Raw genomic sequence first — 16,305 nt, 5'->3', positions numbered from 1 at the left:
TACCCTGGGGCAGGTCTTTTATTACTGTCAATCATTGTTCCGGCCTCAAATTGAATCCTTTTGAGCCGCAGCCAGCTTCAGCATTTCCTGAGCATGATGCTGCGTCTTCTCAGTAATCTCGACGCCCCCAAGCATACGTGCCAATTCATTCACACGCCCTTCTTCGCTGAGCTCCTCAATCTGAGTCATAGTCCGCCCATCTGTTACGATCTTCTCGATTAAATATTGCTGATCTGCCATACACGCCACCTGTGGCAAGTGGGTAATGGAGAAGACCTGGCATGTTCTCGATAAACGGAACAGCTTCTCGGCGATTGATTGAGCGGCTCGTCCGCTAACCCCTGTATCCACTTCATCAAATATAAGTACCGGAACATTGTCATGACGAGCGAAGATGCTCTTCATTGCAAGCATAATCCGTGATAATTCCCCACCGGAAGCGATCTTACTCAAAGGCCGCAACGGTTCGCCTGGGTTCGGCGATATGAGAAACTCGGCAACATCGATACCATGACGACCAGGACGGATCTTCCTGCCCATCCAATCCACGCCATGAGGATCCTCGTTCCAATCCAGCTTCACCTTAAATGAAGTCCGCTCCATCTGCAATTCCTTAAGCTCAATTTCGATCTGAGCAGCAAGCTCTTCCGCCTTTTGGCGGCGTACGCTACTCAGCTGCTCGGCCTCTTCAAGCAACTGCTCCAGTAGCTCTTCACGCTTGGCCTCGAGCTTATCGAGCAATTCGTCCTTATTCTCCAACGTCTCAGTTTCTCGGAGAATTTTATTATAATAAGCCAGAATATCCTCAGCATTGTCACCGTACTTGCGCTTTAGGGAAGACAGCAGATCAAGCCGATCTTCCACTTCCTCCAGACGCTCCGGATTAAATTCAATATTATCCCTGTAATTACGCAGACTATAGGACGCATCTTCAAGCTGATAGTAAGCACTTTGCAACTGCTCCAGCATAGGGCCGATTCCGCGTTGATCGAAGCCAGCAACGTCATTCAGTTTTGCTAGCGCCTTCGCAACAGCTTCCAATCCTTGTGATCCATAGAGCAGATCATAAGCCAGAGATACGGAGTCCATCATTTTCTCACTATGGGATAGCTTGTTCTTTTCCTCCAGTAATAATTCATCTTCACCAGCTTTTAATTCAGCAGCAGCGATCTCTTCAATTTGAAAACGGTACAAATCGAGCATCTGGAGCGCTTGCTGACTGGTATTGCGAAGATCATTATATTCCTTATCCACCTTAGCGTAGGCAGAATATGTATCCTGGTATTTCGCCTTAACGGGACGGATTGTCTCAGCACCGTAAGCGTCCAACAATCCGAGATGTAGCTCAGGCCGAAGCAATGTTCCATGCTCATGCTGTCCATGTAAATTGATTAATTGCTCACCGACTTCGCGCAGCATGGACAAATTGACAAGTTGACCATTAATACGTGCAGTACTCTTGCCCTGAGAGCTGATCTCACGACGAATGATCAACAGCTCCTCGGAACTTGCACTAATGCCGAAATCCGCAAGTGTGGTCCATACCGAATGCGCTAGCGGCAGATCAAAGGAAGCCTCCATCTCCGCCCGCTCACAGCCATAGCGAATCAAATCCGCAGAGCCGCGACCTCCAGCTATAAGACCAAGGGCATCGATAATAATCGATTTACCCGCACCCGTCTCACCGGTAAGAACATGAAATCCGTAATGAAACTTGACGTCTACTGCCTCCACAACCGCCAAGTTCCGGATCGATAAATGGACTAACAATGCACGACAACCCCTTTCCCAATTAAGGCAATATCACGAATCAGGAAATGAAACCCATAATTTGGTCGATGACAAAATGGCTGTAAGCTTCATCTCGGCAGATCATCAGAATTGTATCGTCTCCGCAGATCGTTCCAAGAAGATCGGGCCATTCCATATTATCGAGCAGAACAGCAACAGAATTAGCCGTACCCGGCAAGCATTTGATGACCACCAGATTGCCTGTATGATCAATGCTTACAAAGCTATCGACCAGCGCACGCTGAAGCTTCTGGATCGGATTATAACGCTGGGCGGTCGGCAACGAATATTTATACCGTCCATCATCCGTAGGAACCTTGATCAGCATCAATTCTTTGATATCACGGGATACTGTTGCCTGGGTAACCTGAAAGCCGGATTCCCTAAGCGCTTCGACCAACTCATCCTGTGTTTCAACTTCCCGATTGGAAATAATTTCTCTTATTTTAATATGTCGTTGACCTTTCATAACATCCTCCATATTCATTCATTGGCTATTTCATCCTCTTCGGATTCTCCTGCTGTTAAGACGATCTCCCGGATGGTCTCCTGCTCTAGATCAATATACAATACGCCGGCACAATCCGGGTACAGCAGCAGAAAGCTTAGAAAATCCTTACGCATACCGCTGCCTGTCCACTCGATGGGCAAGCGCTCCCGGGATGTTCTAACGATATAGAATTCCCTATTCTTGACGACAATATAGTCGATAAACAGACGGCTGTGAAAAACTTGACCATCCACCTTGAAGGATAATGGGATCTTCAGCTTGTCGCTGAGGACCTCATAGCCTGCCTGTTCCAGCATATTAACCGCCGGATGCTCCAGAATCTCTTCGTTCATCTCAAATCCGATGCCGGATCTTAGTGTAAAGGGCTTACGTACCCAGGAACGAAAAGTCCGGTAAATCAAGAACAGAATAATTCCCGTAATCAGTAGCATCAATAAACCGTCAGAGTAATCTCCCATCCGAAATCACCTCAGAGATTAATTCGACGAATGAAGGCCAGCTCCTGTCATGAAGGCAACATTTTATTCACCTCCTATTATAGGGAACATCTGTTCTATTTTCAATATTATCATTTGCTAATCCACCAAAAAATTAAAACCCGTCATTTCGACGGGTTCACACTGAACACTGCTCCAGCTTCCTCTACAACCTGACGGGCAAGCTTGGAGATCGCTTCAGGATCAGCCTCTTGGGCTGAATCTTCGGTCAGGCACAGATGCGCCAAAAATTCAACATTCCCCTCCCCGCCAGTGATCGGCGAGTAAGTCAGCCCCTCAAGCACATATCCAAGGCCTAGGGCCTCTTCAATTACCTGCTCCAACACCTCGATATGGACCTTCGGGTCTCGAACGACACCGGACTTGCCCACCTTCTCACGACCAGCTTCGAACTGTGGCTTAATCAGTGCGACGACATCAGCAGGACGCTGCAGCAGTTCAAGAAGCGGCGGAAGAATCATTTTGAGCGAAATAAAAGAGACATCGATGCTGGCAAAGTTCGGGCTTGGACCATCCAAATCCTCAGGTGTCATATACCTGAAGTTGGTACGCTCCTTCACATTCACCCTCTCATCATTACGCAGCGACCAATCGAGCTGATTGTAGCCGACATCGATGGCATAGACATAGCTGGCTCCGTGCTGTAATGCGCAGTCCGTAAACCCGCCTGTCGAAGACCCGATATCGAGCATGACTCGCTCGCTCATATCAATCTGGAACCATTTCAGCGCCTTCTCCAGCTTCAACCCACCACGACCAACGTAAGGGTGAACTGCTCCCTTTACAGATAACGCAGTATCTCGTGGAATCTTCGTTCCCGCCTTCTCTAGCCGCTCTGTTCCGCTATATACTAACCCGGCCATAATGGCCGCTTTTGCTTTTTCCCTACTGTCAAAATACCCCTGCTCCACAAGCAGGACATCTAATCTTTCTTTGGATACTGACATGTAATTCTCCTGACTGATAAAATCATCTCACGCGAAGTTTATAAATCGAAAAAGCTCTGTCAGCTATTGATTCGCTTTATGGGTAAAAGCAAATTTCTGTCCGGCTCTATAGCTACGAACCTTCTCGACCAGCTTATCAGCCGTCAGATCAACCTCTTGAAGCTGATCTTTCACACTGCCATGCTCGATGAAGCGGTCAGGAATGCCCATGAGGCTAATATCCAATCCGGCGATTCCCTGCTTAGCGTAGAACTCCAGTACAGCGCCGCCCAGACTTCCTGCATCGCAGGCTTCCTCCATCACGATCATCTGTCTATTGTACTTCGCCAATTGCAGCAGCATAGTCTCATCGAGCGGCTTAATAAAGCGCGCGTTGACGATATTCAAATAAATGCCGTCACGCTTCAATGTGTTCGCCGCCTCCTCCGCGACCTGAATCATCGGGCCTACGGCGATTACGATCGGACCATCTCCTTCGCGCACCGTCTCCCATGAGCCGATTGGAATCGGCGTCAATACTTCATCAAGCTGCACACCAGGTACACTGCTTCGCGGATAACGGTAAGCGATTGGGCCATTATTATATTCAAGCGCCGTCTTCATCATATGACGCAGTTCATTCTCATCCTTTGGCATCATCAATACCATATTGGGTATATGTCGCATAAATGCAATATCGAATACGCCTTGATGCGTCTCACCATCTGCACCGACAAAACCTGCCCGGTCGATCGCGAACATTACATTAGCGTTCTGGCGGCAAATATCGTGGACAATTTGGTCATAAGCACGCTGCATAAAAGTCGAATAGACAGCATATACCGGCTTCATGCCTTCCATAGCCAGAGCTGCACACATTGTAGCCGCATGCTGCTCAGCGATGCCGACATCGATCATCCGATCCGGGAACCGCTCAGCAAACTTAACTAATCCTGACCCGCCTGGCATCGCTGGAGTGACGGCTACAATACGTTTATCCTGCTCACCCAGTTCAATCAAGGTTTGACCGAACACATCGGTATAGGTTGGATTTCCTACCGCCTTTAGTACTTGACCGGATTCGATCTTGTATGGCTGACTAACCCCGTGCCATTTATAAGAATCCTCCTCTGCAGGAGTATAGCCTTTGCCCTTTGTCGTTAAGACATGCACAAGCACGGGACCTTTCACATTGTTAGCCTGAGTAAATGCCTCGATTAAACCTTCGACATCATGACCGTCTACCGGTCCTAAGTATTTAAATCCGAGCTCCTCGAAAAGAACACCAGATACAACCAAATATTTTAGACTGTCCTTAAGTCTCTCCACTGTCTTAGCTAACTTGCCGCCAATAGCAGGAATCTTCTTAAGCAGCTGTTCAACTTCATCCTTAGCTCGCAAGTAATTGCGATCAGAACGAATTTTCGTCAAATAATTATGAACCGCACCGACATTCGGAGCGATCGACATCTCGTTATCATTTAAAATAACCATCATGTCTTTCTTCTCATGACCGATATGGTTCAAGGCTTCAAAGGCCATTCCACCGGTCAAAGCACCGTCACCGATAATGGCTACGACTTTATTGTCCTCGCCTTTGAGATCCCTGGCCAACGCCATGCCCATAGCAGCAGATAGTGAAGTACTGCTATGCCCTGCTTCCCATACGTCATGCTCGCTCTCGTTACGCTTCACGAAGCCACATAAACCTTTGTACTGGCGCAAGCTATCGAATCGATCCATTCGGCCAGTTAATATTTTATGCACATACGCCTGATGGCCAACGTCAAATAAAAATTTATCCTGAGGACTGTTATAGCAATAATGAAGAGCAATCGTCAACTCAACTACACCCAAATTGGGCGCCAAATGCCCGCCGGTAACCGACAATTTCTCGATCAGAAATTGCCGTACTTCTTCGGCGAGAATCGGCAGCTGATCGACAGATAATTTCTTCAGATCGCACGGATCATTTATTTGCGAAAGCAGCATTATTTTTCCCCGCTTCCTAAACTGGATTTCATTGTTGATAATAGTCTACATTATACCATACGAACTATGAATTCATGTAATTATCCTGCAAATTAGTGATCTCTTCGCAGCAAATAATCAGCAATCTGTAGTAATCTGTCAGGTTCGCCGATCAAGCCGGTCGACACGATCTGCTTGGCTTCTGCAGTAAGCTTCTCCATTTCAGCTCTTGATGCATCCAGTCCGATAAAATAAGGATAGGTTACCTTCTGCTGCTTCACATCGCTCTGAGTCTTCTTGCCCAGCTTGCTCTCATCCCCAACCAGATCAAGAATGTCATCCTGAATTTGAAAAGCGAGCCCTATATTCCGCCCATAGGTTTCGAGCGCTTCAAGCTGTGCTGCCGAGGCTCCGGCGATTCTTCCGCCAGCCTTGAGACAGAATACGATCAAATCTCCAGTTTTATGCTTATGAATATATTGAAGCTGTTCCAGGCTGGTTATCCCCTGTTCACCTTCCATATCCGCAGCTTGTCCCCCAACCATACCGACCGGACCTGAGAATTGCGACAGCTCCTCTACGATGGAGAGCACGGCTTCTGCCGGAACTCCATGCTCACGATGCGCTTCTACAACGCTGTAGAAAGCATGGGTCAGCAGCCCATCTCCACCGAGAATCGCCATCGCCTCGCCGAACACTTTATGATTCGTCGGCTTGCCGCGCCGAAAATCATCATCATCCATCGCCGGCAAGTCGTCATGGATAAGCGAATAGGTATGTACCATTTCCACAGCACAGGCCACAGGCAAAGCAGCCTCGCGGCTGCCACCTAGTGATTCCGCTGCAGCAATCACAAGCAGCGGACGAAGGCGTTTGCCTCCCGCCATTAAGGAATACTGCATCGATTCATGCAAGTTAACGGGAATCTCCCACTCTGCAGGGAAGATAGTGCGTAGACGTGAAGTGACGAGTCCGGAAATCTCTTCGATATAATGTGCAATCAATGTATTACCCAAGCGTCTCGCTCTCCTCTGTCTGTGGAATGAACGGCTGCTTTCGAATCTCGCCGTCCTCCTCCACAATCATCTCGATCTTGCGCTCTACCTGTGCCAGTTTCTGTCCACACAGCTGCGAGAGCTGCATCCCTTGCTGGAACAGATCGATCGCTTTCTCCAGTGGAACATCGCCATGCTCCAGTTGATTCACGATCGTCTCTAATTGATTCATCGCTTCCTCGAAGCTCATCTCCTGTTTATCTGCCATGATTGTTCTCATCTCCTTCCCGTCTCATGCCCCAAACCTGACAATCCAACTCGCCATCCGTAACTTTGACCTTGACCATATCTCCTGGTTCAACATCATTCAATGATTTGATTAACGATTTATGCTGTTCATCATACACGAGGCTGTAGCCCCGGGCCATTACCTTAAGTGGGCTAAGGGCATCCAGCTGACGTATGCTGGAATGCAGTCGCTGCGAATTCTCCTTGAGCATTCCTGTCATCGCCTGCGTAAGCTGCCGCTCCATCTCGCTCTGCCTGCGCTTCGTATAGAGCAGGGTCTCCTGCGGGTGATACCGCAGGAGGCGTGCGCTCAGGCGGTCATGCGAGCTGACCGCCAGCTCCCTGCGGGCCGACGCGCGCCCCTTGAGGCGCGTCGTCAACATGTCCAGCCGCTCCGCGTGCTGGAACAGACTGCGGCGCGGCTGCAGCAGCGCCGGCGAATTGGCCAGGCGGCGCAAGCTCTCGCGCGCCTGGGCCAGCTGGTGCTGCAGGCTGCGCTGCAGCACGCGCTCGCATTGGCCGAGCTGGGCCTTCAGCTCGGCCTGGTGCGGCACGGCGAGCTCTGCCGCCGCGGTGGGCGTAGCCGCTCGCAGGTCGCAGACGAAGTCGGCGATCGTGAAATCCGTCTCATGGCCTACGGCCGATATGACCGGGATTTCTGACTGATAGATCGCCCGCGCGACCTGCTCTTCGTTGAACGCCCACAGCTCCTCAAGCGAGCCGCCGCCCCTGCCGACGATCAATACGTCGGCCTCTCCCATCTGGTTCAGCGTGCGTATCGCTTTCACAATGGAAGGCGCCGCCGCCTTGCCCTGCACAAGCACCGGGTACAACACAACCGTTGCCTGCGGATAACGGCGTGCCAGCGTCGTTATAATATCCCGCACCGCTGCTCCCGTCGGGGAGGTAATGACGCCGATTACACGCGGATAGCGCGGAATCGGTCGTTTGCGTTCCGGTGCGAACAGTCCTTCCGCCGCAAGCTTGCCTTTCAGCTGTTCAAAAGCCAGATACAGACTGCCGATTCCATCAGGCTGCATAAGTGTCGCATAGAACTGATACTGCCCATCCCGTTCATAGACGGAGACGTTGCCGCGGGCGATCACACGCGCGCCCTCCTTCGGAATAAACGGCAAACGCTGATTATGGGAAGCGAACATAATCGTCTTAATCCGACTGTCTTTATCCTTCAGAGTAAAATACATATGTCCGCTGGAATGATGGGTGAAATTCGATATTTCCCCGCGAATCCACACGTCCTGCAGCAAGGAGTCCGATTCCAGCTTCATACGAATATAACGATTCAATTCCTTAATCGATAAAATACGCTGCTCCATGGGGCCTCCCCCTTTCCAGCCATCCCATAAGCCAATATATAAAAGATACTATTTTTATTCCCTAGCTTTATCCAATCGAATCATTCTTGGAAAATACGCCTGGATACTGTCCAGTCACTTAAAGCGAACCCTAACGAAACGTGGTATCACTATTTGAGCCCAAAAACACTCCTCAAAATTTTAACGAAACTTAAGTATCGCTATTTGAGCAAATTTGCGGTCTTAAGCCCAGATTTCTGGCGAATAACGATATGGTGTTTCGTTAAATTACATTTGCTGTTGTTTATGATGAAATAACGCTCTGTAGTTTCGTTAGAAATTGACTGCACACCTTGGTGCCACTCTATGACGGCACTCCATGGTGGTACTCTATAGCGGCACTCCATGTCGCCATTAAGCCAAACCGCCTAACCGCTTAGCGGCAATGAGTGTATTGTTCATCAACATCGTGATCGTCATCGGTCCAACTCCACCAGGAACCGGAGTAATTGGACCGGAAACTCCCTTTACGCTCTCGAAATCAACATCTCCAGCCAGCTTACCGTTATCGAGGCGATTCATGCCTACGTCAATCACAACAGCACCTGGTTTAACATAAGAGGCATCCACAAAATTTGCTTTGCCGATCGCTACGACGAGGATATCAGCCTGTTTCGTCAGTTCCTTCATATTCGCGGTGCGTGAATGACACATCGTCACAGTGGCATTCTCGCGCTGCAGCAGTAAGGATACCGGTTTACCGACAATATTGCTGCGTCCAATTACAACCGCATGCTTACCTGACATCTCGATGCCTGTGCGCTTGATCAGTTCGATGACGCCAGCAGGCGTGCAAGGAAGCAGACTATCGTCGCCGATGACGAGATTGCCCACATTGACTGGGTGGAAGCCATCTACATCCTTCTCCACAGCAATCGCATCGATCACTGACTTCTCATCGATGTGCCGCGGCAGCGGCAGCTGCACGAGAATCCCGTGAATATTCGCTTGCCGGTTCAATTTATCCACGAGCGCTAACAGCTCTTCCTGGGAAGTAGAAGCAGCTAGGCGATGAACCTCAGAGTAATAGCCCAGATCATGGCACGCTTTTTCTTTATTGCGGACATATACTTGTGATGCCGGATCTTCACCAACAAGAATTACGGCCAGGCCTGGCGTCAATCCTTGCTTCACTAGAGCCTCTACCTCCGCACGCAAACCCGCGCGAATTTCCTCTGACACTTGTTTACCGCTAATAATAGGTGCTGTCATCCATCTATCTCCTTTTCCCATTAAAGGTTGTCCAAATAAAACGTAGTGTTTCGTTAGAATTAAAACGATCTAATTACGACAACTTCTCTTTGACCTGATCGATTTCATGGACCATCTTACCGAGCACGCCATTAACAAACTTGCCGGATTCGCCGGTGCCAAAATGCTTGGCTACCTCAATCGCTTCATTCACAGCTACTTTGCCCGGCACATCATCGCGATACACCATCTCATAGACAGCAAGACGGAGCACTTGACGGTCTACCTTCGACAGACGACTGATTTGCCAGCCCTTCAAATAGTCCGACAGAACGCGGTCGATTTCTTCTTTGCGGCTCCACGTACCATTCACCAGCTCCAGTACGAATTCTTCAGCTTGATCAACATTCTTAATTTCAACTTCACTTTCGTTCTCTCCGGTAGCCTCAGCGATCAACATACGCACCGCTTCCAGAGCCTCAACCTCATTCATTTCCATATGATACAGACTTTGTACTGCTATTTCTCTTGCTAACCGCCGTTTCATGTATTTCCTCCTTGATTAATGGCCCGGCCTATTCTAAAGCCGTCCAGCCTCATATCGCTACATATCCATATATTTATTATGAACTAAAATACGACCGATTCTCATTATATTTCTTATAATCCTCGCATTCAAACAAAAAAAACCTGTAACATGTTTTCTCCACAAAAATGACAAACCAAACTCTTTTCCGGAGAAAACATATCACAGGAATCATTTAAAAGGGCGCCAGCGCGTAGCCAGCCATTCTCTTAGCTCTTTCCACGGAACGAGCGGACCTTGATCCAGATCTCTGTTCTTACCTACCGTATAACCTACAAACAGCAGGAGGCCACAGAACATCATATTCCAAAATCCGAAAAACAGATAGATCGGGCACAGGAATATAGCCGAAGCTACACCTAGCAGTCTTCCTTTATGACTCTCCCATAATTGCTTCCAGAACACAGCCACTCCTCCTATTCAACCCGACTTTTAATAACAGGCGAATGGACGAGGTTAGCTATATATACTGAAACATAGGCTACCGGAATACCCGTGATCTCCTCCACGTGATCGTGGACTTGCTTCTGTACTTCCTCGGTCATTTCAGGAATCGATGATTCGCCGTCAACGACAGCCCGAATCATGATCTCCAGACCCGATTCAGTAATCTTAATTCTCGTCTTAACCTCTTTCACCCCGCGAACTCGGGATGCCGCCTTGTAGGACAAGTTCTCGATCGTATCGACGGAGATCTGGATATCGCCATATTCCGTGCGTTGGTCGATCGATGACTGCGTATGACGCTCGCGGCGGACGGAGATGTAGAAGAAACGGATGCTAAGCAAGATAAGCACGGAAGCCGCTACAATAGATGAGATCAACAGGGTGTGCCCCTGCTCTTTATTAAGCGTTAGCGTGTACGAGCCCGTCATTAGTAGAATAGCTAGAATAGATAATACTCCAACACATAAACTGTATATGAGTAGTAAGATTCTGTCCAAAATTTTGGCCACGACAGGAATAGCCTCCTTCACGGGTGGTAGTACTAATGTTTATAGAGAGAGTCATAAAGCCTACTCCATGAGCTCTCTCTTACACAAAAATTATAGTAAACCCCTGACGCATACGGTCGGGGGTTTGTTACTTCATATTATTTCACCCTATGACTAGGTTCCACTTCTTCAATCTTCTCAGGAGCCTTGAAAATAACGTCGTGAATCTGTACGTTCACTTCGATCACGGTTAGACCAGTCATTGTCTCGATCGAACGCTTCACATTGCGTTGAATTTCGGTAGCCACCTCAGGTAGGCGGTTGCCATATTCCACAATCACGGATACGTCAACGGCCGCTTCACGCTGGCCAACTTCCACCTTAACACCTTTGGATAAATTCTTCTTGCCAAGTAATTCAGCAATGCCTCCAGCGAATCCACCGCTCATACCGGCAACGCCCTTTACTTCTACTGTAGCAAGTCCCGCAATAACTTCAAGGACCTCTGGTGCAATCTGAATCTCGCCAATCTCAGTCCGTTCGAACTCCGTAGGCAATGCACTCATTCTATTCATCCACCTCTCAATAAGTCTTACGCTATGTTCCAAGTCTTAGAAACCGCGCACTTATTATACATACTATATCATTTCAAGCACATTATGACAAACTAGCCGTCCCAACCTTAAACCTCGTGTTCTTCAAGAAATTTGATATCGAAGTCACCACGAATAAAGACCGGATGCTCCAAAAGCTTCTGATGAAATGGAATCGTCGTATGAATTCCTTCGATCACAAACTCAGACAGCGCCCGCTTCATCTTGGCAATGGCTTCCTCACGAGTAGGAGCCCAGACGATCAGCTTGGCGATCATGGAGTCATAATGCGGTGAGATCATATAGCCGGGATAAGCAGCACTATCAACCCGTACTCCAGGACCACCCGGCGGAAGATAGAAGCCGATCTTGCCCGGGGATGGCATGAAATTACGCGATGGGTCCTCGGCATTAATCCGGCATTCCATCGCCCAGCCATTCAATTTGATATCTTCCTGGGTGAAAGAGAGTGGATCCCCCTCTGCCACAGAGATCATCTCCTGGATCAAGTCGACGCCAGTGATCATTTCCGTAACAGGATGCTCTACCTGAATTCGCGTATTCATCTCCATGAAATAGAACTGTCCATCTGGACCGAGCAGAAATTCCAGAGTACCTGCCCCGGAATAGTCTACAGCGAGCGCTGCTCTTACTGCAGCCTCTCCCATTTCTTGACGCTTCTCAGGAGACAATACCGGACAAGGTGCCTCCTCAACCAGCTTCTGGCGACGACGCTGTACGGAGCAGTCACGTTCCCCTAGATACACAGCATTGCCGTGCTTGTCGGCCATGATCTGTATCTCAACATGCTTCATGCCAGTCAAATATTTCTCAAGGTATACACCCGAATTACCAAAGGCCTTCTCGGCCTCTTGCTGTGCAGTCGTAATCTGTTGGATCAGAGACGACTCATCTTCGGCGATGCGAATCCCTTTGCCGCCACCTCCGGCGGTTGCTTTAATGATGACTGGATAGCCGATATCGCGAGCGATCATAACGGCTTCTTCCACGTCCTCGATTAGACCGTCCGAACCTGGAATAACCGGTACGTTAGCTACCTTCATCGTTTGCTTAGCCACCGATTTATCGCCCATCTTCGTGATCGCTTCCGGGGAAGGACCGATAAAGGACAAGTTGCATGAGCTGCAGATCTCAGCGAAATCCGCATTCTCCGCCAGGAACCCATAGCCTGGGTGAATGGCGTCGCATTCAGTAAGCGTTGCAACACTCATCAGATTCGTTAGATTTAAATAACTGTCCTTCGAAGCCGTAGGCCCGATGCAGTAAGCTTCATCCGCCATCCGTACATGCAGAGAATCCTTGTCCGCCTCAGAGTATACGGCAACTGTTGAGATTCCCAATTCGCGGCAAGCACGAATAATTCGAACCGCGATTTCGCCGCGGTTAGCAATTAATATTTTGTTAAATTTCACAGTCTTCCATCCTCCTTGGAAAAGCTAGATGATACAGCCACGATTACTCAGGCTTCACCAAAAAGAGAGGCTGTCCATATTCCACCAATTGGCCGTTCTCGACTAACACTTCGGTGATCTGTCCTTTAACTTCGGCTTCGAGCTCGTTCATCAGCTTCATCGCTTCGATAATACAGACGACTGTCTTCTCTCCAACCCGGTCGCCAATATTAACAAAAGAATTGGCATCCGGAGATGAAGCGCGATAGAACGTCCCTACCATAGGCGACACAATGGTATGTAGGTTCGAATCCTGTTCGGCTGGACGTGCAGGCGTAGGCTCAGCAGCAGCTGGAATCCCTGCAGCAGCGCTAATAGACATAGGTCCTGCAGGTTGAATCATGGCAGATTCAACTACTGGCTGAACATGCACCACTTCATTCTTGCCTGGTTTACGGATACAAAGTCTGGAGCCCTCATTCTCAAGCTCTAATTCATGTACGGACGTCTTGTCCACCAATTCAATTAACTCTTTGATTTCATCCAAATTAAACATCATCTTCATGATCACTCCTTCAGCTTCGCAAAGCCTTGGCCTTATTCAGCATTATAACTTTATGTATTATATCACAATCAATCAAAATGGAAAGAGTCCAAGCTTTCTTGGACTCTCCGGATTATTCCTCGTAATTTCAGCTATTTTGACACATTTTAATTTATTATGCCGGTTTAACAAGTCGATTCCCAGCGGTGAGTAATTCACCTTATTGGGTCACATATTGTACGCTGACTTTATCCTGAGATACGCCTAGTTCCTTAATGATCAGGTCCATAATACTGACAGCATCCTTGGCTTCGAGCTTCTCGCTGACAACCAGCACTTGGTAATTATCCCCACTCTCTTTAACAATCGCATTGGAATATTGCTGCTGGAGCTTCTCCTCAATATCGTAAATTCTATCTTCCTTTTCCTCCAGGGCGCTTAATTCTTTTTGAGCCATCGCTGCTTCTTCCAATGTCTTGGATTCATCATTCATAGCTCTCATCAGTTCATCATACTTCTTATTGTTGTTATTGGAACGCTCTGCTTGGTAGGCTGTCAAATTGTCTAAGCCTGAAACTCCTTGCGACTCCAGCTGCTTCAATACATCTTCATCACTTGTATTTTCCGCGGCCGAGCTGTCCTTCGTCGATTTATCGCCTGCTTTGTCCGGCAGCTTGCCTTTGTCGTCCTTGTCTTGCCCAGCCGGTTTTTTGTTATCATCAGCAGCCCCGCCCTTCGTTCCTTCATCAGCGCTCACCCCTGCAGCACTGTCATCAGTAGCCAGACTATCATCCTGCGTTTTCCCTGCATCTACTTCATTAATGACCATGTCGTCCTGACTATTCAGGGAGTTGAGACCATTTAAGGACCCTCCATTCTGATCCATCGTTGCTACTTGGCCATCGGTGTTCTTTCCTTTGGTCGAGCTATCCTCCGTGAACAAGTAATAGGCTGACAAGATTACCATCAAGCTGAGCATAGATACGAGCCATATTGTCTGTCTTTTCGATTTCATTGTGTAATTCCTCCTAATTATTTTTAAAAGTGAGTGTTTCAAGATTTGAAGCGCAGCGTACGTTTTGGGTACGTGAGCATCGGAAAGCCCGGGTGAATTCAGGATTCGATGTCGAGTTCTCTTCCTGAGTAACTTCGTAATCAAAAGCGGACATTCTAAACTTCCTCATTACAATCAGGTTCAAAAAGGTCAGTTTTCAGTTTTCTATTGCGATTGCTTGCGGGGCACGACTGAAATCCGGTACGCCGGCACATTCAGCCCTTTCTCCACGGCATCTACAATTAATCCTTTGACCGTCTTGTTCTCGGCCCCCTTCGCTACGACAAGGACACCGCGAACCTTGGGCTTGATTTTCTTCGTAATAATCGGCTGTTCATTGCCGGAGGATTCGTAAGTGACGATCTGACCATCACGAGTATATTGCGTAACATGGCGCTTGCCACCGTCCTTATCCGTCTCATCCGTTAACTCCTGTGTATCCTTCATATTGCGCTGTACAACAACTTCTTCCGTTGAATCCACGCTGACCATCACATCAACAGCGCCCACCCCAACGATTTTCTCCAATATCTCTTTGGTCTTACTCTCCAGAGAATACTCAATCTCAGTAAAAGGCCCATCCCCTTCTGCTCCTGGTGTAGCGGGAGCAGAGACATTCTGCATTACTGGTGGCTCTCTTCCATCCCCGCCGGAATCAATCTGCTTCACGTTTACGAAGGAATAAATGATCATTAGCGCCAGACCGACAAGACCGAGAATTAATACGAGGCGGAAGGATTGTGTTCTCTTGCCGTCCTCTCCTTTGCCGATCCACTGCTCCAGCTTCTTCAACCATCCAGGCATCACTTCACCTCCACAAATAAATGATTATTATTGCGTCATTACCATCACTGATTCGCGGGGGACCCCCCATCTCTCGCCCAACAGGTCTTCGATCTGCTTCTCCAACCCAGAGCCTGTCTTCTTCAGAGCCGCTTCAGTAGTCTCAGAGACTGGACCATCCTTGTCGGCCATAACGGCCTGCGTCTGGCCGTCCTGAATGGTGCTCTCCGATGGATCAGTCGAGGGTGGAGATTTCAAATCAACATCGATCTTCACTTGATTAACCGACTGAACCGTGATTCTCTTATCGGACTGTGTCTCCTTGTCCCCCTTCGCTGCTTGATTATCCGAAGCCATAACCACCTCAACTAAGGAGTAGACTAACTGCTTTGACTTGGCAGGGAGCTCTGATGAACTGTGCGAATCCTGTGCTTCATTGACGAGCTTGACGGTAACACGACTAACGGGACAGCCTGTCTCCTGTTCTATCGACTGCTTCATCTGTCTGGCTGCCTCCTCTGCCGTCCATTGGAGAGCTTCGGCTTCCTGCTTCTGTCTCAATTCCTCACCTTGGCGCAAAATAGCCAGTGTACTCTGCTGCGTGTCCCTCCTGTCCGAATCGCTCAAGTTATCCGTGAGCGCGATCTCTAGCTTCTGCTTGGCTTCCGGTGTGAAGATGCGAACCACAGGAGCAATTAGCGTTAGTAGAATCAACAGACTGACCACAAAGCGGACATAACGTTCCATCGCCCGATTAGGAAGGAGCAGGTCAATGAAGACCGCGAACAGAACGATAATAATGATTTGCTTCAGCCAATCTCCTAGGAAGTTCATATTTGCCTCACCGCCTTA

Annotated in this window: 18 protein-coding genes; all 18 read right to left on the bottom strand. The window is 48.5% G+C overall.

The features are described 5' to 3' along the window. Nucleotides 1–45: 45 nt before the first annotated feature. The gene (recN, locus tag EI981_RS09930) at nucleotides 46–1,770 is read right to left on the bottom strand and encodes a DNA repair protein RecN (RefSeq protein ID WP_126997691.1); all 1,725 of its coding nucleotides are present in this window, start codon (nucleotides 1,768–1,770) and stop codon (nucleotides 46–48) included. A 40-nt stretch (nucleotides 1,771–1,810) separates the two neighbouring features. Next, a complete protein-coding gene (gene ahrC, locus EI981_RS09925; protein ID WP_068781838.1) occupies nucleotides 1,811–2,260 on the bottom strand; it encodes a transcriptional regulator AhrC/ArgR in 450 nt (149 codons plus the stop codon). A gap of 14 nt (nucleotides 2,261–2,274) precedes the next feature. Next, the gene (locus EI981_RS09920) at nucleotides 2,275–2,733 is read right to left on the bottom strand and encodes a hypothetical protein (protein ID WP_227011782.1); all 459 of its coding nucleotides are present in this window, start codon (nucleotides 2,731–2,733) and stop codon (nucleotides 2,275–2,277) included. Nucleotides 2,734–2,903: 170 nt separating this feature from the next. Further along, entirely contained in the window at nucleotides 2,904–3,746 is an 843-nt protein-coding gene (locus EI981_RS09915; RefSeq protein ID WP_126997687.1) for a TlyA family RNA methyltransferase, read from the bottom strand. A 63-nt stretch (nucleotides 3,747–3,809) separates the two neighbouring features. Continuing rightward, a complete protein-coding gene (gene dxs / locus EI981_RS09910) occupies nucleotides 3,810–5,717 on the bottom strand; it encodes a 1-deoxy-D-xylulose-5-phosphate synthase (RefSeq protein ID WP_126997685.1) in 1,908 nt (635 codons plus the stop codon). A 92-nt stretch (nucleotides 5,718–5,809) separates the two neighbouring features. Continuing rightward, the gene (locus EI981_RS09905) at nucleotides 5,810–6,712 is read right to left on the bottom strand and encodes a polyprenyl synthetase family protein (protein WP_418789048.1); all 903 of its coding nucleotides are present in this window, start codon (nucleotides 6,710–6,712) and stop codon (nucleotides 5,810–5,812) included. Beyond that, the gene (gene xseB / locus EI981_RS09900) at nucleotides 6,705–6,959 is read right to left on the bottom strand and encodes an exodeoxyribonuclease VII small subunit (RefSeq protein ID WP_126997683.1); all 255 of its coding nucleotides are present in this window, start codon (nucleotides 6,957–6,959) and stop codon (nucleotides 6,705–6,707) included. The genes EI981_RS09905 and xseB overlap by 8 nt, the downstream gene beginning before the upstream one ends. Next, nucleotides 6,949–8,316, bottom strand: coding sequence for an exodeoxyribonuclease VII large subunit (gene xseA / locus EI981_RS09895; RefSeq protein WP_126997681.1), 1,368 nt, complete (start codon nucleotides 8,314–8,316; stop codon nucleotides 6,949–6,951). Before xseA ends, xseB begins: the two co-directional genes overlap by 11 nt. Nucleotides 8,317–8,709: 393 nt before the next feature. Further along, nucleotides 8,710–9,567, bottom strand: coding sequence for a bifunctional methylenetetrahydrofolate dehydrogenase/methenyltetrahydrofolate cyclohydrolase FolD (gene folD / locus EI981_RS09890; protein WP_126997679.1), 858 nt, complete (start codon nucleotides 9,565–9,567; stop codon nucleotides 8,710–8,712). Between the two features lie 73 nt (nucleotides 9,568–9,640). Continuing rightward, on the bottom strand, nucleotides 9,641–10,093 hold the full coding sequence (gene nusB / locus EI981_RS09885) for a transcription antitermination factor NusB (protein ID WP_126997677.1): 453 nt from the start codon (nucleotides 10,091–10,093) through the stop codon (nucleotides 9,641–9,643). 210 nt (nucleotides 10,094–10,303) lie between these two features. Continuing rightward, nucleotides 10,304–10,537, bottom strand: a complete 234-nt coding sequence (locus EI981_RS09880; RefSeq protein WP_126997675.1) for a DUF2273 domain-containing protein — start codon at nucleotides 10,535–10,537, stop codon at nucleotides 10,304–10,306. 11 nt (nucleotides 10,538–10,548) lie between these two features. Further along, nucleotides 10,549–11,088, bottom strand: a complete 540-nt coding sequence (amaP, locus tag EI981_RS09875; RefSeq protein WP_126997673.1) for an alkaline shock response membrane anchor protein AmaP — start codon at nucleotides 11,086–11,088, stop codon at nucleotides 10,549–10,551. A 137-nt stretch (nucleotides 11,089–11,225) separates the two neighbouring features. Then, nucleotides 11,226–11,633 (bottom strand): Asp23/Gls24 family envelope stress response protein, encoded by a 408-nt coding sequence (locus EI981_RS09870; RefSeq protein WP_126997671.1) that lies wholly within the window; start codon nucleotides 11,631–11,633, stop codon nucleotides 11,226–11,228. A gap of 116 nt (nucleotides 11,634–11,749) precedes the next feature. Further along, complete coding sequence (gene accC / locus EI981_RS09865; protein ID WP_126997669.1) at nucleotides 11,750–13,093, bottom strand: acetyl-CoA carboxylase biotin carboxylase subunit; 1,344 nt, start codon at nucleotides 13,091–13,093, stop codon at nucleotides 11,750–11,752. A 43-nt stretch (nucleotides 13,094–13,136) separates the two neighbouring features. Further along, a complete protein-coding gene (gene accB / locus EI981_RS09860; RefSeq protein ID WP_127004523.1) occupies nucleotides 13,137–13,628 on the bottom strand; it encodes an acetyl-CoA carboxylase biotin carboxyl carrier protein in 492 nt (163 codons plus the stop codon). A gap of 208 nt (nucleotides 13,629–13,836) precedes the next feature. After that, the gene (locus tag EI981_RS09855) at nucleotides 13,837–14,631 is read right to left on the bottom strand and encodes a SpoIIIAH-like family protein (RefSeq protein ID WP_126997667.1); all 795 of its coding nucleotides are present in this window, start codon (nucleotides 14,629–14,631) and stop codon (nucleotides 13,837–13,839) included. Nucleotides 14,632–14,835: 204 nt separating this feature from the next. Continuing rightward, complete coding sequence (gene spoIIIAG / locus EI981_RS09850) at nucleotides 14,836–15,474, bottom strand: stage III sporulation protein AG (protein WP_193556441.1); 639 nt, start codon at nucleotides 15,472–15,474, stop codon at nucleotides 14,836–14,838. Between the two features lie 27 nt (nucleotides 15,475–15,501). Then, a complete protein-coding gene (gene spoIIIAF, locus EI981_RS09845; RefSeq protein WP_126997663.1) occupies nucleotides 15,502–16,287 on the bottom strand; it encodes a stage III sporulation protein AF in 786 nt (261 codons plus the stop codon). Nucleotides 16,288–16,305: the final 18 nt, after the last annotated feature.

Origin of the sequence: Paenibacillus lutimineralis (assembly GCF_003991425.1) — a bacterium.
GTDB classification, from domain to species: domain Bacteria; phylum Bacillota; class Bacilli; order Paenibacillales; family Paenibacillaceae; genus Fontibacillus; species Fontibacillus lutimineralis.
This window is presented reverse-complemented; position numbering and strand designations above follow the sequence as displayed.